Source organism: Flavobacterium sp. DSR3-2 (genome assembly GCF_049896525.1).
Classification (GTDB): Bacteria; Bacteroidota; Bacteroidia; order Flavobacteriales; family Flavobacteriaceae; genus Flavobacterium.
Window position 1 is genome coordinate 199,862 of sequence record NZ_JAFCUM010000003.1, and the last position, 24,629, is coordinate 224,490.

Genomic DNA, 24,629 nt, shown 5'->3' on the forward strand with positions numbered 1-24,629 from the left:
ATTTCCTCTTAATTTTAAGAAAAAATTATGAACTTAATAATTAAATTGTTTTAGCATTACAATGACAGTATTATAATTTATTATTTTATTATTTTTACAAACAATACATTATTTATTTGACCAACCATGAATACAATTGCTGAACATATTGCTGATTTTTTAAAGGAATATCCGCCATTTAATCACTTGACTTTTGGAGAGTTATCTGAAATAGCCATGAGCATTCGCGTTGTAAATTTAGAAAAACATAAAACATTATTCCAAATCAATGATGTCTTACATGACAGTTTCTACGTTGTAGCCTCAGGGGTTATCAATTTATCCATTATCGCAGATGCTGAAGAAACACTTTTGAATAAATGTACTGAAGGAGACATTTTTGGTTTACGTCCGTTTTTTGCCAAAAACAACTACATGATGACGGCCAAAGCCAGAGAAGAAAGTATTGTTTATGCCATTCCCATAGCCACATTTCGTCCTTTCGTAGCTGATAATTCGGAAGTTTTAAATTTCTTATTGGAAAGTTTTGCCGTAAACACGCGGAATCCAAAAGACAAAGAAAATTTAATTGGAAAGTTGATTTCCGATAATGTTTTTTATTCGGATCAGCATTCAGAAATGCAATATTTTCAATCTTTGTCCTATAATATTTCACCATTAAAAACGACGATTACAGCAATTGTACAAGAAGCTGCTCAATTAATGACAGAAACATTAAAAAATAATATTGTCATTTGTGAAAATAATCTGCCTATCGGAATTGTAACCGATAGTGATATGCGTTCTAAAATTGCCACTGGCAGATATCCCGTCACTGTTACTGTCGATAAAATAATGTCTTCTCCTGTCATTACGGTCGTGGAGAACGTCTCCCTGGCCGAAGCTCAATTACTAATGCTAAAACATAATGTAACTCATTTATGTGTAACAGAAGATGGAACCGATAAATCGGACTTAAGAGGTATCATTTCTGAACATGATTTGATCGTTGCTCAAGCTAACAATCCCGGTGTTTTAATCAAAGAGGTTAAGCGTTCGCAAAATCCAAAAGAATTAAAACAAATACGAGAACGTTTAACAGATTTGGTTCAAACATCAATTTCTAAAAACATACCGCTTTCTCATGTTTTCAATATTGCCAGTGAAATAAATTTAGCAATTATTAAACGTTCTGTAGAGTTGTCGATTTTAGATTTAGGTTCTCCTCCTGCGCGTTTTGCTTGGCTAAGTATTGGAAGTCAAGGAAGAAAAGAGCAATTATTATTAACGGATCAGGATAGTATTTTAATTTTTGAAGATGTATCTGCAGATAAATATCGTGAGGTAAAAGATTATTTCCTTAAACTAGGAAAAAGAATAACTTCTACACTCGAAAAAATTGGTTATGAGTTATGTCCAAACGGACACATGGGAAGCAATATGCTTTGGTGTAAGTCACTGACTGATTGGACAAAACAATATGACAGCTGGATGAATACTCCCGGTGAAAACAGCAATGATTTAAGCAGTATTTTTTTTGATTACGAAATCACATTCGGAGAACAAAGAATCGAAGATGCCATAGGAAATGTTGTTTTTAAAAATGCCAAAAACAATACTTTGTTCTTTGACTTTTTAGGAAATGATGCTTTGAGAAAGAATTCTTCATTGACATTTTTCAAAAATTTTATTGTTGAAGAAGAAGGAGTTAATAAAGACAAATTTGACATAAAAACACGTGCGTTGATGCCTTTGATTGATGGTGCTCGTCTATTCACTTTAAGTTTTGATATTCGAGGAATCAATAACACTTTTCAACGATTCAAACAACTGTCGATTACCGATCCAAAACATGCGGAAATTTATCTTAGTTGTGCTGAAGCCTTTTTAATTTTATCTAAATTCCGAGCCTTAGAAGGTTTAAAAAATGACAATTCAGGTCAATTTATAAATTTGAATGAATTATCAAAAATTGACAAGGAAAAATTAAAAAATGCTCTAGCTCCCATGAGAGAATTGGAAGAATTAATAAAAAATAAATTTCAACTTACTCAATTTTCATAATTATGTTGGACTGGTTAAAAAATATTAATAAAGAATATCCGGAATTTTGGAAAACCTATATTTCTAAATTTGATAAAAAATCGTCTCGTTTTGTGATTTTATCGACTGAAACATCCGGTTTAAATCCAGATAAGGATGTGATTTTATCAATTGGCTCTTTCGCTATTATTGACAATAGTATTGTTATTGGAGATGGTTTTGAAACGGTTTTGTTACAATATAAATTTTTCCATGAAAATGGACTTTCTCATGAATTTTTAGTAGAAAGCAAAATGAAAAAACTAGGAGAACCTGATGCCATAAAATTATTTATAGAGTTTATAGGGAACTCCGTTTTAGTTGGTCATCACATTGACTTTGATGTGGAAATGATTAATGCAGCCTTGGAACGATTAGGTTGTGGACGTTTAAAAAATGAGGCGTTGGATGTTGATGTTATGCATCGGAAACTTCACGATGTTAATGATAAACAATTTTCGTTGGATGAACTTTGTACCGCCTATAACATTCCTAAAAGTGACCGAAATTCTTCTTCAGAAGATGCTTACAAAACGGCATTATTATTTTTAAAATTAAAATCAAGACTGGGAATAAAGTAATTCTTATTCTAATCATTAAGAATAATTCCTTCCCAAAATCGTCCGTGATGACTTATGGAAATTGGTTTTTCTATTTTTGTACTGGAATCTATTATAAATGGAATTCCATTTTTTTTAAAAATTTCCGCAGCGGAATCAATACTTTTAATTTTTTTGAAATGCTCTTTCTCGACAACAGCAATCGTGTAAATAGAATCGTTTTCAATTTTGCTTTGAGTAAAATAAATTTTTCCTTTTATGAAAACGGTTCCCAAAGTTGCATTTTCGTAAAAACATTCTAATTGTAATGGAAAAAAACCACGAATTCCTGTTTCCCGATTATAGATTTTGTAAGCTGCTTCCTTTCGAGACCATAAATTCCAAACCATTATTTCTGGATTTTCACTGGCAGAAATTAATAATTGCTCTTTTACAGTAAAGATTTTATTTAAAAACCGGTTTCGTTTCCAATTGCTTGCTTTTCTGGCTAAAGCCAAATCTACGATGTCATTTCCAATCATTTTTTACTAATAATTTACTAGTTTTTCTCTGATAATTTAGTTTCAATAATCTCCATTGCTGCTTTTACATTTAACATCCGTTCCATCGCTTCATTGTCAATTACAATATCATATTTCTCCTCAATATCTAAAATTACATCTACTAAACTAGCAGAATTAATCTTTAAATCATTGATGAAATCAGTGTTTTCCGTAAGGGAGTCAAAAGCTTCCTTATTTTGAATATACGGCTTAACTATGTTTTTTAACTCTTCAATTGTTTGTTCTTTATTCATATTTTTTTTCTTTTTATTGATGTACTGAATTTAAAATTATCTTCCAATACGAGACTAAATGTATTTCTTAAAAATTACGCAGCCATTCACATCTCCAAAACCAAAACTGGCTTTTGCGATTATATTTAAATCCTGTTCAATCAGTTGTTGTGGTATACAAAATTCATCAATTATTGCTGAAATTTCAGGATGCAAATCGGCACAATTGATATTTGGGAAAATAAATCCATGATGCAATTGTAATATCGAAGCCACACTTTCAATACTTCCTGCACCAGATAAACAATGGCCTACCATCGATTTCAAGGAGTTTATGTATGGAAATTCTTTTCCTTTTCGACCCAAAGCCTCACTCCAATTTTGAATTTCAAGACTGTCTTTTGAAGTTGCTGTCAAATGTCCGTTGATTGCGTCTACATCATTGGCGTTGATTCCTGAATTTTTTAAAGCATCTTGAATGCATTTCTGCACTGCAATAGGATTTGGCGCAGTCATCGTTCCTAAACCACGTTGCCCGCCAGAATTTATATTTCCACCCAAAACTTCGGCATAAATTGTAGCACCTCGCTCCGATGCACTTTCTAAATCTTCGAGAACTAAAGCTCCTGCTCCACTTCCGGGAACAAATCCTGAAGCACTTGAAGACATTGGCCTTGATCCTTTTTCGGGATTTTCATTATGCTTAAAAGTACAGACTTTCATAGCATCAAAGCCACCCCAAATATAAGGTCCGGAATCGCTGGTGCTTCCTGCTAAAATGCGTTTTGCCTGACCTGATTTAATCCTTTCATACGCCATCAAAATACTTTCGGTTCCAGTTGTACACGCTGAGGAATTAGTGGAGACCTGGTTTCCTAATCCTAATTTTCCGCCCAGATAAGCACTTACGCCACTATTCATAGTTTGAGCTACAGCGGTACTACCTAATTTTCTCGTTTGAAAATCATCTATTTTATAAATACTTTCGCGAAATTTATCAATTCCTGATGTTCCTGTGCCAAAAATAGTACCGCTATCCCAATCCGGTTCTTTGTTGATTTCCATTGATAAACCGGCATCTTTCCACGCATCAATTCCTGCAATTACACCGTACAAAATCCCCGTTGAATTAAAGTTTCTTAATTCCAGTTCAGAGAAATATTTTAATGCTAATTCGGTAGAAATTACTGGTTTCCCTGCTATTTGACAAGAAAATTGCAATCGTTCCAGCTCAGCGTCATGCTTGATTCCAGAAATTCCATTTTTGATGGCATGAGTGAACGCTTCAAGTCCTACTCCATTTGGAGCAACAACACCAAGACCAGTTATAACTACTCTTTTTTTCATTTATTTAGAGATTATCATGCCTGCGATTATACCTGTACAAACTACATCTCCTTTTTCATTTTTCATGATGACTTTACATTTCAGTTTTCCAAATCTAAAGTAAACTTTTTCTGAAATTACGGTAACTTTTTCATTTGGAAAAACAGGTTTTAAAAATTCAATTTCTGTTGATGTTAAGGCAATTGAAGCATTTTTATTCAACGAATTATCTAATAAAAAAATCCCCAGACAAACCAAACCAATTTGCGCCATAACTTCCGTTAAAATGATACCTGGAGTCACGGGATTATCTTTAAAATGTCCTTTATAAAAGTCAAGATTTTCGTCAAAAGTATAGGTTCCTTCTACTCCATTTTCATTGATTTGAAGAATTTCGTCCACAAACAAAAACGGTTTTGAATACGGTAATTTTGATATTATTTCTTGGTTAGTCATATTTTTATATACAGATTTCACATACTAATAAAAAATAAGATGAAATTACTTAATTTGTGTAAATATTTGACATTTGTGTTAAACTAATTTAAAACTGCAATAAAACGCGTTGTGCTGAAAAACCCGGGCCAAAACTTAACATTAAGCCTTTCTCTCCCTTTTTAGGCTGATTGTCCATTATTCGCTCTAAAACATATAAAACTGTTGCACTTGACATATTTCCGTACAAACGCAAAACTTCTTTCGTGTCGTCTATATTTTTACCCAAACTAGAAAACAAACTTTCAACCGTTTGAACAATCTTTTTTCCACCAGGGTGAAAAATCAAATGATTAATGTCCTCCATTTTTAAATTGTTTTTTTCTAAAAAAGGATGAATAATATCCGGGAAATGAGAAGCAATCGTTTCTGGAACTTCAATATCCAATACCATTTGTAATCCAGAATTCGTAAGTTTAAAACCCATCATGTGAATATTATCATAGAAATGATACATCTCTTCCGCCAAAATTTCCGGACCTTCATCATTTTCATGTGAAGAAAGTAAAACGCAAGCTGCTCCATCACCAAAAATTGCCGCGCTTACAATATTTGCCATTGAAAAATCATCTAATTGAAATGTAGCTGTTGGGCTTTCAACTGCAATTACAGCAGCGCGTTTCCCCGGATTGGCCTGCAAAAAGTTTTTCGCATAAATAATTCCTGAAATACCGGCGGCACAACCCATTTCAGTGACAGGAAGACGCACAATATCCTGGCGTAATTTTAATCTGTTTATCAGATAAGCATCCAGTGACGGAATCATGATTCCGGTGCAGCTTACCGTAATAATATAATCTAAATCTTCAGGGTTCCAATTGGCTTTTTTTAACGCTTTTTCTAAAACTTTTTCACCTAAATCGATAACTTCACGAATATAAATATCGTTTCTTTCTTCGAATGACGTTTTTGTAAATACTTCAATCGGATCCATAATGGAATAGCGTTTATCGACTGCTGCTCCTTCAAAAATTTTTTTTACTTTTCTAATGAAACGTTCGTCTTGCCCAACGAGCCATGTATCCAAAAAAGGAATAATTTCATCTGTATTTCTGGAATATTTTGGTAACTGTTTGGTAACGGTTTTGATTTTTACACTCATATTTTTGAAATTATCCATTGGTATCTAAAAGCCCACTTCCAATGAATTTTATAGTTTTTAAAATTTAATTTTTTAGAGAAATCAACTAATTCTTCTTTTTTAAAACCTCTTAAAATTGAAGTCAAGCCGTCTTCTCTGGACATATCATTCAATTGAAACACGAAACATAAAGCTTGAAATAAACGATAAGCAACCGCACTTCGATGCAAATCGTTGATTACAATTCCGATGGATGCATTAGTATGAAAAACATTCAATAACTGTATGATTTCATCGTCTTTGAAATGATGTAACGTCAAAGTGCATAAAACAATATCATACTTTAAATCATTAAATGATTTATCAAAAATATCTTCACAATGATAACTGATATTCGGATATTTTTCTGATAATTTTAATGCGTGAGAGATTGTGAAATTGTTGGCATCTATACCTATTAACTTGAATTTCAAATTATTTTTCAGTCCAAAATCAGCTAAAGTTCGCAACATATCCCCATTGCCACAACCCACATCCAAAATTACAATTTCTCTTGTTTTGGAAAAATCCTGAATCAGTTCCTGTACTCCTTTTAAAGTTAATTGATTTCCACCTAAAAGTTGATTAATTTTCGCTATTTTATCCAAAGCATCACGCAAAATTTCACCTTCCATGGCAAAATCATCCATGATTTCCGGTTTGTCAGTTCTATATTTGGTATTTAGCGCCATTTATGAGTCTAAAATGATTGGTTTTCCATGCGTTTTTTTAATGATTTTAGGCAATAAAAACGGAAATATAATTAATAAACGCATCAATACGACTGAAAGTTTTTGCTTTTGCAAAATATTGGATAAAAATCGCCCCATTTTAAGTCTTTCTCTAAAGTTTAAATTCCATTCGTGAATGTATTTTTCTTCCAGTTCATTTCGGGATTTTATTTCATTTGTATAATATTTATGAATTAATTCTGAAACAATTTTTGCGCTATGAATTGCTATTGCCATTCCGTTACCACACAAAGGATGTATCAGTCCTGCAGTATCGCCAATCATCAAAATATGATTTTCAACCGCTTGTTTTTTTTCAAAAGAGATTTGGCTTATGGTCAACGGTTTTTCAAAAAGTAAATTACTTTTTTCGAAAATTACTTTTAAATGCGGGTTTTTTGAAACGACATTATTTTGATATTCCTCAATATTTTTAAACTGTTTAAAAGTTTCGTAATCTGCTAGATAACAGATATTAATTCTGTCTTTTTCTACTTTAGAAACACCGCAATATCCGCCTTTAAAATTATGTAAACCAACTAAATCATTTGGGAAACCTCCCGAATAATGTGCTTTAACCGCTAACCAATATGATTTTTTATTAATAAAATCCCGATTCATTTTTAGGTCTACATTTGAACGTTTTCCAAAAGCGCCAATAACAATTTCTGATTTTAAAATATTATTATTAGTAGTCGTAACTATAAATTGATCGTTTTCGAAGACTATATTTTCAACATTATCTTGAAGAATTATGCAACCGTTTTCAAGAGCTTTCTTGTACAAATATTCGTCTAAAGTAAAACGACTTATCCCAAAACCTCCGAGTGGAAGAACACTTTTAATCGTTTTTCCGCTTGCTGTTGAAAATTCAAGTTTGGTAATCTTTGTAGGATTTAAATTGTCTAGTTTTAAATCCAGCCAATTTAAATAATGCAAAACCTCATTGGATATATATTCGCCACAAACTTTATGTTTGGGATAACTATTTTTTTCTACTAACGTAACATGTAGGCCTAATTTAATTAAATGAATTGCCGAAGTCAATCCAGCTAAACCACCACCAATAATTAAAACTTCTTTAGCTTTCATATAGAAGTAAATTTATGGATTTGTTTGAGAATGTTCGCTATACTTTTACAAATAAACTTATATAATTATGAGACTCTAAATAATCATTAGTTTTTTTTTCAAAAAAAAGCCGCTTTGTAACAAAACGGCATTTAATTTATTTACACTTTCCCTTCTTTTATTTCCTCGACAATCTCTGGATTTAATAAAGTTGAAATATCCCCAAAATTAGAATAATCTCCTTCGGCAATTCTTCGAAGGATTCGTCTCATAATTTTTCCCGAACGGGTTTTTGGCAAACCAGAAACAAACTGAATTTTATCTAACTTGGCTATTGGTCCAATATGATCCGATATGTGCTGATTAATCTCTTTACAAAGATTTTGTCTATCACGATATTCTCCGCTTTCTTTTAAAATTACAAAACCATACAAAGCATTTCCTTTGATGTCATGCGGGAAACCTACAATGGCTGATTCCGCAACGGCTGGATGCTCATTAATCGCGTCTTCTATGGGTGCCGTCCCAAGATTATGACCCGAAACAATTACGACATCATCTACTCTGCCCGTTATTCTGTAATACCCTACCTCATCGCGTAAAGCGCCGTCTCCGGTAAAATATTTACCCGGAAAAGCAGAGAAATAAGTGTCTTTGTAGCGCTGGTGATCACCCCAAATGGTTCTGGCAATTCCCGGCCAAGGAAATTTAATACACAAACTTCCTGTAACTTGATTTCCTTCAATTTCATTGCGCTTTTCGTCCATCAAAACAGGTTGGATTCCCGGTAACGGTAATGAAGCGTATGTAGGTTTTGTGGGTGTTACAAAAGCAATTGGCGAAATCATAATTCCTCCAGTTTCTGTTTGCCACCACGTATCTACAACAGGACATCTTTTATCTCCCACGTGATCGTTATACCAATGCCAAGCTTCTTCATTGATTGGTTCACCAACAGATCCAATTACTTTAAGCGACTTTAATGGATATTTTTGTACAAATGCTATATTTTCTTTTGCCAAAGCACGAATAGCAGTTGGTGCTGTGTAAAATTGAGTAACTTTATGTTTTTCGATTACTTCCCAAAAACGGCTAAAATCAGGATGTGAAGGTATTCCTTCAAAAATTACAGTTGTCGCTCCGTTCAATAATGGGCCATAAAGGATGTAAGAATGTCCCGTGATCCAACCAATATCGGCAGTACACCAAAAAACATCATTCTCTTCATAATTGAATACATTCTTAAAAGTATACGCTGTGTAAACCATGTAGCCAGCCGTAGTATGTACCATTCCTTTAGGTTTTCCAGTTGAACCAGAAGTATACAAAATAAACAATGGATCTTCGGCATCCATAATTTCGGCAACATTATTGTCTGATGCTTGATCCAAAAGAGGTTGTAGCCATTGATCACGACCTTCTTTCATATAAATTTCGGTATGAATTCGTTTGGCTACTAAAACTTTTTCTACACAAGAGCATTTTTCTAACGCTTCATCAATTATTGATTTTAAGTTAATAGTTTTATTGCCACGATACCCACCATCTGAGGTGATAACCATTTTACATTCGCTGTCATTGATGCGACTGGCGACTGCCGATGCAGAAAATCCTGCAAAAACAACAGAATGTATGGCTCCAATTCTGGCACAAGCCAATACTGAAACGGCTAATTCAGGAATCATTGGCAAATAAATACACACACGATCTCCTTTTTTTATGCCTTGTTCACGCAATACGTTTGCCATTTTACAAACGCGTTGGTGTAATTCATTATAAGTAATGTGTAATGTCGCTTCTGAAGGATCATTTGGTTCAAAAATAATTGCTGTTTTTTCTCCTCTTTTAGCAAGATGTCTGTCGATACAATTTTTAACAATATTGACTTTTGCTTCCGTAAACCATTTGATGTCGGCATCAGCCATATTAAATTCAACCACTTTATCCCATTGTTGGTACCAAGTGAAATTTTCTTCTGCTATTTTACCCCAAAATTTTCTAGGTTCACGAACTGATTTATTGTAATGTTTAAAATATTGTTCTAGATTTTCAATTTTGTAGTAGCTCATGTTATAATTTTTTATAAAAGTATTAAATCTCTCCCTATTCTTAAAATTATTTAAATTATAAATAGTTACAAAAAAAAACAGATTCGTGAATAAAAAAGCTGTTTTAATTGTAATTTCTTTTATTTTTATTGTTTTGGACCAAATGTGTAATACACAAAAAGGCGAGACAGATGTAAATCTACTTCACCTTATGTATTTACAAAATTTAACAACAATTATTTTAAGGCTACAAATGATGATTTTTTGAAAAATAATCAACCAAAACTTTTCTTCTTGAATCAAGAAATTCATTACTACGCTTTTTTCTGAGATGCAAAATATAAACAGACATGAATTAAGTACTTCCCTGGTAACTAATTTGGGATTACTTCACTTAACCTCTAACGAATTTAAAGTTAAGTGAATGTAAAAGCAACTATATCTATTTATCATTGTAACATTTTATAACTAATTTAAAAAGTAAGAAATTAAATGATATAGCGCTAATCCCGGCACACCTTTTCGTGTGATAATTCCAAACGTAATATTTACCCTAGTTTTTTCATTGCAATCATCGATTCTCTTAACCATTCCCCTACTTCTTCAATTGGATGCTGACGAATACTTTTGTTAACCGCAATAAGAACCGCATTATCTACTCCATTTGAAGTTGAAAAAGGTTTTCCTATTACATTTGTATCAACCTTTTTCATGAAATCCGTTAATAACGGTTTACAAGCATGATCAAATAAATAACAGCCATATTCTGCAGTATCAGAAATGATTCTGTTCATTTCATATAATTTTTTTCGGGCTACTGTATTGGCTATTAAAGGCAATTCGTGTAAAGACTCATAATATGCTGATTCTTCAATAATTCCTGTTTGTGTCATGGTTTCAAAAGCCAATTCTACACCTGCTTTTACCATTGCAATCATCAAAACACCATTGTCAAAATACTCTTGCTCTGAAATATGCGCAGCTGTTGGCGCTGTTTTTTCAAAGTTTGTTTCTGCAGTTGCAGCTCTCCAAGTCAATAAATTGACATCATCATTTGCCCAGTCAATCATCATGTTTTTTGAAAATTCTCCAGATATGATGTCATCCATGTGTTTTTGAAATAACGGACGCATGATGTCTTTTAATTCATCTGCCAATTCGTAAGCTTCAATTTTTGCAGGATTTGACAAACGATCCATCATATTTGTAATCCCACCGTGTTTCAATGCTTCTGTAACCGTTTCCCAACCGAATTGAATTAATTTTGAAGCATACGCTGGTTCGATTCCTTTTTCGACCATTTTATCGAAACATAAAATTGAACCGGTTTGTAACATTCCGCAAAGAATAGTTTGTTCTCCCATTAAATCCGATTTTACTTCGGCTACAAAAGAAGAGTTTAAAACTCCTGCTTTGTGACCACCAGTAGCAACTACGTATGCTTTTGCTTGCTCGAAACCTTCACCGTTAGGATCATTTTCAGGATGAACCGCGATTAAAGTTGGTACACCAAAACCTCTTTTATATTCTTCACGCACTTCTGATCCTGGACATTTTGGCGCACACATAATTACAGTGATGTCTTTACGAATTTGCATTCCTTCTTCAACAATATTAAATCCATGAGAATACGCTAATGTTGAACCTTTTCTCATCAAAGGCATGATTGCCGTAACGACAGCAGTATGTTGTTTATCCGGCGTAAGGTTACAAACCAAATCAGCAGTTGGAATTAATTCTTCATACGTTCCCACTTTAAAACCATTATCAGAGGCATTTTTAAACGAAGCTCTTTGTTCTGAAATTGCATCTGCGCGCAATGCATAAGAAATATCCAATCCAGAATCTCTCATGTTCAAACCTTGGTTCAAACCTTGTGCTCCACAACCGACGATGACTACTTTTTTTCCTGATAATGCTTTAATTCCATTTACAAATTCAGATTGATCCATGAATTCACAAACGCCTAATTGTTCTAGTTGTAATCTAAGTGGTAAGGAATTGAAATAATTTGCCATTTTTTATTTTTTAATGATTGTAAAATTTAATAATTGATAGGTTTACTAATTGAAAATTAAACTGGTTCTTGTTTAAGTTCTTCTAATAATGTTGAAATCTCCATTTTTGCTTTGGAAACAGATATTCTTCCGGAGCGAACAAATTGCATGATTCCATAAGGTTTTAATTTTTCGTGCAACGATTCTATTTCAGCACGTTGTCCGGATTTTGAAATCACAAAAAAGTCTCTTGCAACCGTGACTATTTGGGAGTGGCTTTCTTTTATTATATTCTGAATTTGTTTCTCATCAAAAAGCAAGCTCGATTCAATTTTAAATAATGCATTTTCCAAGAAAATAGTTTCTTCGTCAATATGATAAAATGCTTTAATGACTTCGATTTGTTTTTCGATTTGTCCAACTATATTGTGGACCCATTTTTCGGTTGTATTGACTACAATGATAAATCTTGAAACATTTTCAATTTCAGATTCGGATACATTTAAACTCAAAATATTGATGTGGCGTTTCAAGAATATTCCGGATATTCTGTTTAGTAAACCAACGTTGTTTTCTGAATAAACAGAAATGGTGAATGTTTTATTTTCCATTTTTTTGTTGTTTGATTAGTTAACCGTTTAATCGATTAAACGATTAACCATAATAACTATTTTAGGACAAACGAATGTCTGAAACCGAAGCTCCTGTTGGAATCATTGGGAATACGTTATTTTCTTTTTCTACCATAACTTCAAGAAAATAGGATTCTTTTGAAGCCATCATTTCTTCAACGGCCGCATCTAAATCTTCCCTTTTTGTTACTTTTTTAGCTTTGATATAGTAACCTTCGGCAATGGCAATAAAATTAGGGTTGTTCATTTCCGTAGAAGCGTATCTTTTGTCAAAAAACAATTGTTGCCATTGGCGTACCATCCCTAAAAATTCATTGTTTAGCACTACAATTTTCACGGGAACTTTGGTTTGAAAAATAGTTCCTAATTCCTGAATCGTCATTTGAAAACCTCCATCACCAATAATGGCGACAACTTCACGATCTGGCATTCCCATTTTGGCACCTATAGCCGCAGGCAATGCAAATCCCATAGTTCCTAGACCTCCTGAAGTCACATTACTTTTTGTCGAATTAAATTTAGCGTAGCGACAAGCAAACATTTGATGTTGTCCCACATCCGATACCATAATCGCGTCTCCTTTAGAATGTTTGTTAATCATTTCAATCGTTTCGCCCATAGAAATGCCTTCTTTTTTGGGTTTTAACTCGTCATTAATTACTGCTTCTAATTCAATCTCATATTTAGCTTTGAATTCATTGTGCCAAGATTCATGCGTGTTACTTTCGATCAAAAGAAGTAAAGCGGTTAAAGATTCTTTTAGATCGGCCAAAACTGCCACGGTAGTTTTCACATTCTTGTCTATCTCAGAAGGATCAATTTCAAAGTGAATTACTTTGGCTTGTTTTGCATAAGAAGCTAAATTTCCTGTAACACGGTCGTCAAAACGCATTCCGAGCGCAATTAAAACATCACATTCATTCGTCAAAACATTAGGGCCGTAATTCCCGTGCATACCCACCATTCCTACATTTAGTGGATGATCTGTCGGTAATGCCGAAAGTCCCAAAATGGTCCAAGCTGCCGGAATTCCTGATTTTTCTACCAAAGCTTTTAACTCCGCTTCCGCTTCACTAAGAATAATTCCTTGTCCAAATATGATAAATGGTTTTTTTGCAGTATTGATTATCTCTGCCGCTTCTGCCACTTTTTCAAGATTCAAAATTGGTTTTGGATTGTAACTTCTAATACTGGTACATTTTTTATAGCTAAATTCAATTTCGTCAAACTGAGCATTTTTTGTAATGTCAATTAATACGGGACCTGGACGACCAGATTTAGCAATATAAAAAGCTTTAGCCATGATTTCAGGAATTTCTGAAGCTTCCGTAATTTGATAATTCCATTTTGTTACCGGGGTGGAAATTCCAATAATATCTGTTTCTTGAAACGCATCTGAACCCAATAAATGCTTCCCAACTTGTCCCGTAATGCAAACCATTGGAGTTGAATCGATTTGCGCATCAGCAATTCCGGTGACTAAATTTGTTGCTCCCGGACCCGAAGTTGCAATCGCAACTCCCACTTTTCCTGTTACTCTCGCAAAACCTTGTGCTGCATGAGTTGCACCTTGTTCATGACGCACTAAAACGTGGTGCAATTGATCTTTAAATTTATATAATTCGTCGTAAACTGGCATTATGGCTCCACCTGGATAGCCATAAACCAAATTTACCCCTTCTTCTAAAAGGCATCTTATAACGGCTTCAGCGCCAGATATTTTATTATTTTCCATATATACATTTATTTTTTTTCCTCCCCCCAACCCCCTCCGAAGGAGGGGGAGGGATAACGCAAGGGAATTGTTTTTTTACTTCTGAATTTTCAGTCTCGACTCCCCCTCCTTCGGAGGGGGTTGGGGGGAGGACTATTTATCGGTTACACATCCTTCAGAGGCACTTGAGACCGAACGCATATATTTGAGTAACACTCCTTGTTTAATGGGTGATTCCGGTTTTTTCCAGTTGGCTTTACGTTTTGCCAATTCTTCGTCAGATATTTTTAGATTGATAGTGTTTTTCACAGCATCAATAGTAATCAAATCACTATTTTCAATTAATGCAATTCCGCCACCCTCAAAGGCTTCTGGAGTGACATGTCCTACTACGAAACCGTGAGACCCTCCAGAAAATCGTCCGTCAGTAATTAAAGCAACAGTAGTTCCTAAGCCAGCTCCCATAATTGCAGATGTTGGTTTAAGCATTTCGGGCATTCCCGGACCGCCTTTTGGACCACAGTACCGAATAACCACCACATTTCCTGGTTTTACTTCGCCTTCTTTAATACCTTTTATTACATCGTGTTCGTTTTCAAAAACTACCGCTGTACCTTCAAAAAACTCACCTTCTTTTCCACTAATTTTAGCCACACAACCCTCTGAAGCTATGTTTCCGTATAAAATCTGAATATTTCCTGTGGGTTTTAATGCTTTTTGGATTTCATGAATTACTTGTTGTCCATCGTTTAAATCAGGAACTGAAGCTAAGTTTTCAGCAATTGTTTTTCCGGTTACCGTTAAACAATCTCCATGTAAAAAACCTTCTTTCAATAAATATTTCATTACTGCTGGAACGCCACCAACATTATGTAAATCTTCCATTAAGTATTTACCGCTTGGTTTTAAGTCAGCGAGCAATGGTGTTTTATCACTAATATCTTGGAAATCTTTTAATGTAAGATCAACACCTACTGAATGTGCCATTGCAATTAAGTGCATAACCGCATTAGTAGAACCTCCTAAAACAGCCACAATTGTAATCGCATTTTCAAATGCTTTACGAGTCATAATATCTCTGGGCTTAATATCTTTTTCCAATAATATTTTGATAGCGTCACCAGCATCAGCACATTCTTGTTTCTTTTCTGGACTCAAAGCAGGATTAGAAGAACTGTAAGGTAAACTCATCCCTAAAGCTTCAATCGCAGATGACATGGTGTTAGCAGTGTACATACCGCCGCAAGCACCTGCTCCAGGACAAGCATTTTGTATCACGCCTTTAAAATCTTCAGGTGTAATGGTGTTGTTAAATTTTTTTCCTAATGCTTCAAAAGCAGAAACAATATTCAAATCTTCACCTTTCCATTTCCCTGGGTGAATAGATCCTCCATAAACCATGATAGAAGGACGATTTACTCTACCCATCGCCATTACAGCTCCTGGCATATTTTTATCACAACCTGGAACAGCAATCATTCCATCATACCATTGTGCTCCCATAACAGTTTCGATAGAATCGGCAATAACATCGCGAGAAACTAAAGAAAAACGCATTCCATCATTACCATTTGAAATTCCATCACTGACGCCAATAGTATTAAAAATTAAACCAACTAAATCAGCTGCCCAGACGCCTGTTTTAATATCTTTAGCCAAATCGTTTAAGTGCATATTACAAGGGTTTCCGTCATAACCCATGCTCACGATTCCGATTTGTGCTTTTTTAAGATCTTCTTCCGTTAATCCAATTCCGTACAACATGGCCTGAGAAGCTGGTTGTGTTTCATCTTGAGTAATAGTCTTGCTGTATTTATTTAATTCCATTATATGATTGTTTGTGTGTAAATTATTTTATTTCAAAGTTTAAACAATTGTAGACTGCCCTATGTAGACATTGTCACTTTTAAAATATAGGTCGTCTTTGCTTAAAATATAATTCGAAATAAAATCTCCAACTTCATTTGTTCCAAATTTGGAATACGGATTCAAATCTGCCGTGACGACGTTTAACTCGATTGCTTTGTGTGCTGCTTCGTATACTTTCTGAGATTCTACATAAAGGCCAAAATGTTCCAAAAGCATCGCCGCACATACTATTGATGCAATAGGATTGGCAATGTTTTTACTTTTTGCATCAGTATAAGAACCATGAATAGGCTCAAAAAGCGCAGTTGAATTTCCTAATGATGCCGATGGAATTAATCCTACTGAACCAGTAATTACACTAGCTTCATCAGACAAAATATCCCCAAATAAATTTTCAGTTAAAATGACATCAAATTGTTTTGGATTAATAATAATTTGCATGGCAGCATTATCAACTAAAAGAAATTCTAAGGTTACATCAGGATATTCTTCAGCAATTTCTGTAACCACTTTTCTCCATAATCTTGAAGTTTCAAGAATACTGGCTTTGTCAACCAAAGTCAATTTTTTTTGTCTTTTTTGCGCCGTTCTAAAAGCCAAATGACTGATTCTAATGATCTCTTCTTCTGAATATTCACATAAATCCGATGCTAAAGTTCCTTGTTCGTTACTCTTTTTTTCGCTGAAATAGGATCCTCCCGATATTTCCCTGAAGATTACAAAATCAGCACCTTCGATTATTTTTCTTTTCAAAGGAGATAAATCCAATAAGTCATTGTATGGTTTTATAGGTCTTATATTTGCATATAATCCTAATGCTTGTCTTAATTTTAACAATCCTTGGATGGGACATAATTTTGAATTTGAAACCAAATCATAATTGGAATCATCAACTGCTCCAAATAATATTGCATCCGTATTCAAACACAAGTTTAATGTTTGCTCCGGCAATGGAGTTCCTGTTTTCTTAATGGCAACAGCACCAATAAGAGCATCTTCAAAAACAAACTCGTGGTCAAACACCACTCCAACTGCATACAATGCTTTTTTGGCTTGTAAGATTACTTCCGGACCTATTCCGTCTCCTGAAAGTACTGCTATTTTTAAATTCATAATAGTAGGATTTAGTTTGTAATAGAATTTAAAATATTTTAATTAAGGATCAATTCCTTATTCATTTTACACGCTTCAATTATCTGATGAATATCACCATCCAACACTTCTTTTTTAATATCGGCAAACTTTAAAAACTCACCATAAACCACATCCAATTGTACTTTTGTAAGTTCGTACCCAACTTTTTTGGCTCTGTAGGCCAATGCTGCTCTACCACTTCTGGCGGTAAGCAGTATAGATGATTCATTGACACCTACCTCTTGAGGATCCATGATTTCATATGTTGCTCTATTTTTTATCACTCCATCCTGATGAATTCCGGAGCTGTGCGAAAAAGCGTTCGCGCCAACAATCGCTTTATTGGGTTGCACCATCATTCCCATACTTTCAGAAACCAATCGGCTCATTTCATTCAGCTGACGTGTATTGATATTAGTATCCAAATTCAAATGCGGATGCTGTTTAAAAATCATTACCACTTCTTCAAGAGCTGTATTTCCGGCTCTCTCCCCTATTCCGTTTATCGTACATTCAATTTGTCTGGCTCCATTTATAACTCCTGCAATAGAATTTGCTGTTGCCATTCCTAAATCATTATGACAGTGACAAGACAAGATTACGTTTTCAATGCCTTTAACATTTTCTTTTAAATATTTAATCTTTGCACCATATTCTTCCGGTAAACAATATCCAGTTGTATCTGGAATATTAAGTACGGTTGCACCTGATTTTATTGCTTCTTCACAGACTCGAGCCAAGAATTCATTATCCGTTCTACCTGCATCCTCCGCATAAAATTCTACATCTTCAACATACGATTTAGCATGTGAAACGGCAAATTTTGCTCGGGCTATAATATCTTCTCTAGTTGTGTTTAATTTGTGTATTATGTGCGAATCAGAAGTTCCAATTCCAGTATGTATACGAGGTCTTTTTGCATGTTTTAAAGCTTGAGCGGCTACATCAATATCATTTTTCACTGCTCTTGTTAATCCGCAAACAATTGCATTTTTAACAACCTTACTTATTTCTGAAACAGATAAAAAATCACCTGGACTAGAAACAGGAAAACCAGCTTCAATAATGTCAACGCCCATTTCATCGAGTCGATTTGCGATAACAAGTTTTTGATTGGTATCCAATTTACATCCTGGAACCTGCTCGCCATCTCTCAAAGTGGTATCAAAAATTTGAACTTTCTCTCTATTCATTTTCATTTATTTAATGTAATTTCACAACTTGACAACAAAAATATCTTTCATTTCTTTATTCTAAAACTCAATTTAATGAAATATACTGCTTATAAAGCAATTAAAAACTTTGTAATAAACTGAAAAACATAACATTAAGAGACTACATTCTACAATGGCTAACCATCAAAAAGATTTCTTGTTTGTATTAATTAAATCCCTTTCAAAATCTGAAAAAAGACAATTCAAGATTTTTGCAAGCCGATTGGAAACCAGTTCCAATACAAAGTTCATCGAACTATTCAATATTTTTGACAAATCAGAAGTCTACGATGAGAAACTCATTTTGAAAAGTGGCATCATTAAAAAAGTGCAATTATCAAATCTTAAATCCTATTTGTACAAACAAATTTTGGTCAGTATACGATTGAATATCCCGAGTCAAAACATCAGATATCAGCTTAGAGAACAAATTGATTTTGCAGCAATTCTTTATAATAAGGGGTTGTACAAGCAAAGTTTAAAAATCTTAGATAAAACAAAGATTCTCGCTTTAGAAAATGACGAAAAATTGATGGCGTACGAAATTGTAGAGTTCGAAAAATTAATCGAATCACAGTATATCACGCGAAGTATTCAAGGACGTGCTGATGAGTTAGTTGTTCAAGCCAAAGAACTGAATTATCGCAATACCATTTCCAGTAAATTGTCTAATTTGTCGCTACAATTGTATGGTATCATGCTAAAAACGGGTTACGTAAAAAGTGACACGGAATACACTTATATTAATGATTATTTTACAAAACATATTTCTAAATTTGATGAGAAAAAATTTGGTTTTCGAGAGAAATATTGGTTTTACAATGCCAATCTTTGGAGAAGTTTTTTAGTCCAGGATTTTTTATCATGCTACAAATATTCTTTAAAATGGGTAACACTTTTTTATGATAATCCCGGCATGATTCATTTAAATCCTGTATTTTTCCTTAAAGGAAATCATTATTTATTAGAATCTTTATACATGTTAAAATATAAATCAAAATTCAAAAAGTATTTATCGCTTTTGGAAGATACCATAAAAGATGCTCATTTTCCAGTAAATGATAATATTGCGTCATTATCATTCTTATATGTCTACAATAATAAATTGAATTATCATATTCTGGAAGGAACCTTTGCAGAAAGCGAATACTTAATTCCTGAAGTATTAAATAAATTAAAAATTCATACGGACCATCTTGATGAACATCACGAAATGTTGTTTTATTATAAATTTGCATCTATTTATTTCGGGAACGAAAAATATGTTGAATGTATTTTCTATTTAGAGAAAATAATAAACAACAAAAATCTTTCGATGCGGGAAGATTTAATGTGCTTTGCCAGACTACTCTGTTTGATCGCTCATTACGAATTAGGAAAAGATTATTATCTGGAAAATCAGTTGAAAAACACTTATAAATTCCTAATCAAAATGAATGATTTGCATGAAGTGCAAAAAGAAATCATTAAGTTTTTGAAAAATTTAAACTCCATTTATCCAACAGACATCAAAAAGGAATTTGTAAAAATGAGAGCGCGATTTATCGAATTAGAAAAAAACACTTACGAAAAAAGAGCCTTCTTATACTTAGATATTATCTCCTGGCTGGAAAGCAAAATTGAAAACCGAAAAATTAGCGATATTATTAAAGAAAAAGCCAAGTTGATTAATCGATAAGATTTTAAAGATTAATATTATTTGCAACAATTTAAATATTTTTTCCTGTGTTTTATTGCTGTAATTATAATATTAAACGCGATGCATATTATAAATTCCAGCTTCCTATTGCTAATTACTTACCGAAAAATTCAGTATCTGCTAAGTATTTGTTTTAATAAAAACCACTATTATTTGATTTATAATAATATTTAATGATCCAACGTATTGCACTGATTGTCACTTTTTCGACCAGTACTAGTTGTTATAAAGATTTGATCATACGTTACATCTAGTTTTTTTTATTTAAAATAAAATTTGCAGTTCAAAAAATAAATTTTAAATTTAGTAATAATTAAATCATAAACTTATGAACGGATTTTTTAAAACAATTCTCGCAGGTTACGGTGCCAAAAAACTAGGCGGCGGTTGTATTGGGACAATTCTAATTTTTATAATTATCTATTGGATATTAGGTTATTTTTAGAATTAAAACGCAAAAAACAACCCAATTACAATTTTAATATTAGTACGCCAATAGTTTTTTCAGATCACTCTCGAATCTGCTTTTTGGTAAATATTGATCTTCCAATGCTTTTGTAAATGGAATTGGAGTGTCTAAACTTGCCACTCGTTTTACTGGCGCATCGAGGTATTTGAAACAATTTTCCATTATCATTGCCGAAAGATCGCTGGCTATTCCACCAAACATAGAATCTTCTTGATAAATAATCACTCTTCCCGTTTTCTTTACCGATGCAAAAACAGCTTCCGTATCCAAAGGTTGCAAGGTTCTTAAATCCAACAAATCAGCTGAAATTTCAGGATTTTTTGCTAAAGTATCCAGAGCCCAATGCACCGCTGCACCAAACGAAATAATTGTAACATCATTCCCTTCTTTCAATAAAGCGGCTTTTCCTAATGGAATGGTATAATATTCTTTTGGTACATCTTGGTAAACGCTTCTGTACAATTGCTTGTGCTCAAAAAACAATACAGGATTCGGGTCATTTATGGACGCATTTAAAAGTCCTTTTGCATCATAAGGAAATGCCGGATATACTACTTTTAAACCCGGAGTTTTGGTAAACCAAGCTTCATTGGTTTGCGAATGAAAAGGTCCCGCTTGTGTTCCGCCGCCACAAGGCATCCGAACCACAACATCGGCTTTTTCCAACCATCGGTAATGTGATTTGGCTAATAAATTCACAATAGGATTAAAACCAGTCGAAACAAAATCAGCAAACTGCATTTCCACAATCGCTTTAAAGCCATTAATAGACAATCCCATTCCGGCTGAAACCACTGCGCTTTCACAAATGGGTGTATTGATGACACGCTCTTTTCCAAACTGCGCTACAAAACCATCTGTAATTTTAAAAGCACCGCCATATTCAGCAATATCCTGACCCATGATTACTGAGTTTTCATGGCGTTCCATCGATTGTCTCAAACTGCTAGAAATCGCATCTACAAAACGGATATTTTCATTCTCTTCTGAAGGATTAACTTGCTCAAAAACATACGATTTGTAAACATCATTAAGCTCTTCACTTAAAGAAGCTTCAATCTCAGGTTCGGCGTTGGCAATAGCCAAACTTTCATCAATTTCCTTTTTTATTTCAGCATTCAAAGCCGCATCAAAATCAGCTGTAAGAACTCCGTTTTCTGCCAAATATTTTCTGTAATTTTCTACAGGATCTTTAATCGCCCACACATCCATTAGCTCCTGCGGTACGTATTTGGTGCCACTCGCCTCTTCATGCCCACGCATTCTGAAGGTTTTGAATTCCAATAAAACGGGACGCGGATTTACTTTCATCGAAGCCTTCAAGTCAGATAACAAATTATATACTTCCAGAATATTATTTCCATCCACAATATGACTTTCCATTCCGTAGCCTTTTCCTTTATCGGCTAGGTTTTCGCAACGGTATTGTTCATTCGTTGGAGTCGATAGTCCATAACCGTTATTTTCTATGACAAACATAACCGGCAATTCCCAAACCGAAGCAATGTTCAACGCTTCATGAAAATCTCCTTCGCTTGTTGCTCCTTCACCGGTAAAAACTGCCGTAACTTTTCCGTTTTTCTTTAGTTTATTGGCCAATGCGATTCCATCAGCAACGCCTAATTGCGGGCCTAAATGTGAAATCATCCCTATAATCTTGTATTGTTGTGTTCCAAAGTGAAAACTTCGATCACGACCTTTGGTAAAACCAGTGGCTTTGCCTTGCCATTGCGAAAAAAGGCGGTACAAAGGAATGTCTCTTCCGGTGAAAACACCAAGATTTCTATGCATAGGCAAAATGTACTCATCCGAATCTAAAACTGCCGTGACACCAACAGAAATAGCCTCTTGGCCAATTCCAGAGAACCATTTTGATACTTTTCCCTGACGAATAAGAATCAACATTTTTTCTTCTATAAGTCTTGGTTTTAGTAACCGTTTGTATAAATCTAATAATTGATTGTCAGTGAGATTTTTTCTGTCAAAAGTCATTTTTTCAGTTTTATGGTATGGTTCAAAGATAAAAAAATATAACAGTTTAGCTATATTTTGTTATATATTTTTATGTTACTCCTAAGTTTAAAATTAAGATATAAAATTATTCTTTACATTTGTATCTGCAAGGTTTTAGGCCTTCAAGTTATTAAAAAATATTTAAAAAGTATGCAAAACATTCCCAGTGTTGACTTGCGTGATTTCCTTTCGGACGACCCGAAACGTAAACAAAAATTTGTAAATGAAATCGGAAGTGCATTTGAAGATATTGGCTTCGTGGCACTCAAAGGGCATTTTTTAGACGACCAGTTGGTTGATGAATTGTATGGTGAAATCAGAAATTTTTTCGCTTTACCTTTAGAAACAAAACACAGTTATGAAATTCCTGGCATTGGCGGACAAAGAGGCTATGTTTCTTTTGGAACAGAGCATGCTAAAGGCAGAAAAGAAGGCGATTTAAAGGAGTTTTGGCACTTTGGACAATACGTGTCTAAAGATTCAAAATACGCATCTGAGTATCCTGAAAACGTCGAAGTTAAAGAACTTCCCCGTTTTAATATTGTAGGTAAACAAGCGTACCAAATGCTTGAAAAAACCGGCGTTTATGTTTTGAGAGCTTTGGCTTTACACCTTGGTTTGGATGAATTTTATTTTGACCAATATGCAAAAGACGGAAATTCAATCTTACGACCTATTCATTATCCACCGATTACCTCTGAACCAGCAAACGCCATTCGTGCAGCGGCTCACGGGGATATTAACTTGATCACTTTATTGATGGGTGCGCAAGGAAAAGGGTTGCAAGTACAAAATCACGATGGAGAATGGATTGATGCCATTGCAGAACCGGATGAATTAGTTATCAATGTGGGTGATATGTTATCGCGTCACACTAATAACAAATTGAAATCGACCATTCATCAAGTGGTAAATCCACCAAAAGAATTATGGGGAACTTCACGTTATTCTATTCCGTTTTTTATGCATCCGGTGAGCGACATGAAATTGGATTGTTTGGAAAACTGTATTGATGCAGAAAATCCAAAAAAATTCGAAGATATAACTGCAGGAGCTTATTTATACGAGCGTTTAGTAGATTTGGGACTTATTAAAAAATAAACTTAAATTTACTTCAGATACCAAAAGACATTAAGTGTATACTTAATGTCTTTTGTTTTTTTTTAATGGTAAAGACGTAAAGAAAACAGCATAATTTTAACCACATAGAAACAGAGATAGAAGAGAACAATAAAGACCATTTTTGGATTTACATAGCAATGTTTTACTTTAAAAAAGTAAAACGCCTCATTCTATAAAATATGGCTATGATTCTATATGATAAAAAATAATTTAAATATAATATGGACTTACAAGACCAATTAAAAAACCTTTTTCCGGATCACGAACCATTGCCTCAAGAGCAAATTGAAGAAGTGGCACATGAATTATACGTTCAAAAAGAGCCTATGATTTGCAAATTTGAAAAACGAAAAGGAAAAGCGACCACTATAGTTGAAGGTTATGAAGGAACCGACGAAGATTTTAAAATTCTTGCCAAGGAAATCAAAACTAAATTGAGTGTTGGCGGAACTTTTAAAGATGATTCTATTATCATTCAAGGTGATTATCGAGATAAAATAATGACTATTTTAAAAGAAAAAGGATTTAAAGTAAAACGTGTTGGCGGGTAGAAAAAGTGTTCAATGTTCAATAATTAGT

General features: G+C 33.9%; 20 protein-coding genes. 5 read left to right on the forward strand and 15 right to left on the reverse strand.

Annotation, left to right across the window (positions count from 1 at the left end; genetic code table 11):
- Window positions 1–126 precede the first annotated feature (126 nt).
- Together ACP7AV_RS06570 and ACP7AV_RS06575 are read left to right on the forward strand one after the other, a co-directional pair.
- Window positions 127–2,043, forward strand: a complete 1,917-nt coding sequence (locus tag ACP7AV_RS06570) for a DUF294 nucleotidyltransferase-like domain-containing protein (RefSeq protein ID WP_426091250.1) — start codon at window positions 127–129, stop codon at window positions 2,041–2,043.
- A gap of 2 nt (window positions 2,044–2,045) precedes the next feature.
- Complete coding sequence (locus ACP7AV_RS06575; RefSeq protein ID WP_426063796.1) at window positions 2,046–2,642, forward strand: exonuclease domain-containing protein; 597 nt, start codon at window positions 2,046–2,048, stop codon at window positions 2,640–2,642.
- An 8-nt stretch (window positions 2,643–2,650) separates the two neighbouring features.
- Here ACP7AV_RS06575 and ACP7AV_RS06580 read toward each other — a convergent pair whose 3' ends face one another.
- From ACP7AV_RS06580 to ACP7AV_RS06645, 14 genes are all read right to left on the reverse strand, one after another.
- Complete coding sequence (locus tag ACP7AV_RS06580; protein WP_426091251.1) at window positions 2,651–3,142, reverse strand: 4'-phosphopantetheinyl transferase family protein; 492 nt, start codon at window positions 3,140–3,142, stop codon at window positions 2,651–2,653.
- 17 nt (window positions 3,143–3,159) lie between these two features.
- A complete protein-coding gene (locus ACP7AV_RS06585; protein ID WP_426091252.1) occupies window positions 3,160–3,417 on the reverse strand; it encodes an acyl carrier protein in 258 nt (85 codons plus the stop codon).
- Window positions 3,418–3,471: 54 nt separating this feature from the next.
- Complete coding sequence (locus ACP7AV_RS06590; protein ID WP_426091253.1) at window positions 3,472–4,743, reverse strand: beta-ketoacyl-[acyl-carrier-protein] synthase family protein; 1,272 nt, start codon at window positions 4,741–4,743, stop codon at window positions 3,472–3,474.
- On the reverse strand, window positions 4,744–5,178 hold the full coding sequence (locus ACP7AV_RS06595) for a 3-hydroxyacyl-ACP dehydratase FabZ family protein (RefSeq protein ID WP_426091254.1): 435 nt from the start codon (window positions 5,176–5,178) through the stop codon (window positions 4,744–4,746).
- 88 nt (window positions 5,179–5,266) lie between these two features.
- Complete coding sequence (locus ACP7AV_RS06600) at window positions 5,267–6,319, reverse strand: type III polyketide synthase (protein WP_426063801.1); 1,053 nt, start codon at window positions 6,317–6,319, stop codon at window positions 5,267–5,269.
- Window positions 6,316–7,029 carry a methyltransferase domain-containing protein gene (locus tag ACP7AV_RS06605; protein WP_426091255.1) on the reverse strand — a complete coding sequence of 238 codons (714 nt, stop codon included), beginning with the start codon at window positions 7,027–7,029 and terminating at the stop codon, window positions 6,316–6,318. Before ACP7AV_RS06605 ends, ACP7AV_RS06600 begins: the two co-directional genes overlap by 4 nt.
- Window positions 7,030–8,160 (reverse strand): NAD(P)/FAD-dependent oxidoreductase, encoded by a 1,131-nt coding sequence (locus ACP7AV_RS06610; protein WP_426091256.1) that lies wholly within the window; start codon window positions 8,158–8,160, stop codon window positions 7,030–7,032.
- Between the two features lie 140 nt (window positions 8,161–8,300).
- Window positions 8,301–10,208 (reverse strand): acetate--CoA ligase, encoded by a 1,908-nt coding sequence (gene acs / locus ACP7AV_RS06615; RefSeq protein WP_426091257.1) that lies wholly within the window; start codon window positions 10,206–10,208, stop codon window positions 8,301–8,303.
- 527 nt (window positions 10,209–10,735) lie between these two features.
- The gene (gene ilvC / locus ACP7AV_RS06620; RefSeq protein ID WP_426091258.1) at window positions 10,736–12,205 is read right to left on the reverse strand and encodes a ketol-acid reductoisomerase; all 1,470 of its coding nucleotides are present in this window, start codon (window positions 12,203–12,205) and stop codon (window positions 10,736–10,738) included.
- A gap of 56 nt (window positions 12,206–12,261) precedes the next feature.
- Window positions 12,262–12,795 carry an acetolactate synthase small subunit gene (gene ilvN / locus ACP7AV_RS06625; RefSeq protein ID WP_426091259.1) on the reverse strand — a complete coding sequence of 178 codons (534 nt, stop codon included), beginning with the start codon at window positions 12,793–12,795 and terminating at the stop codon, window positions 12,262–12,264.
- Window positions 12,796–12,856: 61 nt separating this feature from the next.
- On the reverse strand, window positions 12,857–14,551 hold the full coding sequence (gene ilvB, locus ACP7AV_RS06630; protein ID WP_426091260.1) for a biosynthetic-type acetolactate synthase large subunit: 1,695 nt from the start codon (window positions 14,549–14,551) through the stop codon (window positions 12,857–12,859).
- A gap of 132 nt (window positions 14,552–14,683) precedes the next feature.
- A complete protein-coding gene (gene ilvD / locus ACP7AV_RS06635; protein ID WP_426091261.1) occupies window positions 14,684–16,357 on the reverse strand; it encodes a dihydroxy-acid dehydratase in 1,674 nt (557 codons plus the stop codon).
- 39 nt (window positions 16,358–16,396) lie between these two features.
- The gene (leuB, locus tag ACP7AV_RS06640; protein WP_426091262.1) at window positions 16,397–17,512 is read right to left on the reverse strand and encodes a 3-isopropylmalate dehydrogenase; all 1,116 of its coding nucleotides are present in this window, start codon (window positions 17,510–17,512) and stop codon (window positions 16,397–16,399) included.
- Between the two features lie 38 nt (window positions 17,513–17,550).
- Window positions 17,551–18,726, reverse strand: coding sequence for a 2-isopropylmalate synthase (locus tag ACP7AV_RS06645; protein WP_426091263.1), 1,176 nt, complete (start codon window positions 18,724–18,726; stop codon window positions 17,551–17,553).
- A gap of 154 nt (window positions 18,727–18,880) precedes the next feature.
- On the opposite strand from ACP7AV_RS06645, the gene ACP7AV_RS06650 reads away from it, so the two are divergent.
- Window positions 18,881–20,425, forward strand: coding sequence for a hypothetical protein (locus ACP7AV_RS06650; RefSeq protein ID WP_426091264.1), 1,545 nt, complete (start codon window positions 18,881–18,883; stop codon window positions 20,423–20,425).
- 505 nt (window positions 20,426–20,930) lie between these two features.
- Here ACP7AV_RS06650 and ACP7AV_RS06655 read toward each other — a convergent pair.
- The gene (locus ACP7AV_RS06655) at window positions 20,931–22,907 is read right to left on the reverse strand and encodes an alpha-ketoacid dehydrogenase subunit alpha/beta (RefSeq protein WP_426091265.1); all 1,977 of its coding nucleotides are present in this window, start codon (window positions 22,905–22,907) and stop codon (window positions 20,931–20,933) included.
- Window positions 22,908–23,078: 171 nt separating this feature from the next.
- Here ACP7AV_RS06655 and ACP7AV_RS06660 point away from each other — a divergent pair, with 171 nt between their 5' ends.
- Together ACP7AV_RS06660 and ACP7AV_RS06665 are read left to right on the forward strand one after the other, a co-directional pair.
- The gene (locus ACP7AV_RS06660) at window positions 23,079–24,029 is read left to right on the forward strand and encodes an isopenicillin N synthase family dioxygenase (protein ID WP_426091266.1); all 951 of its coding nucleotides are present in this window, start codon (window positions 23,079–23,081) and stop codon (window positions 24,027–24,029) included.
- 242 nt (window positions 24,030–24,271) lie between these two features.
- Entirely contained in the window at window positions 24,272–24,601 is a 330-nt protein-coding gene (locus tag ACP7AV_RS06665) for a translation initiation factor (RefSeq protein ID WP_426091267.1), read from the forward strand.
- Window positions 24,602–24,629 lie beyond the last annotated feature (28 nt).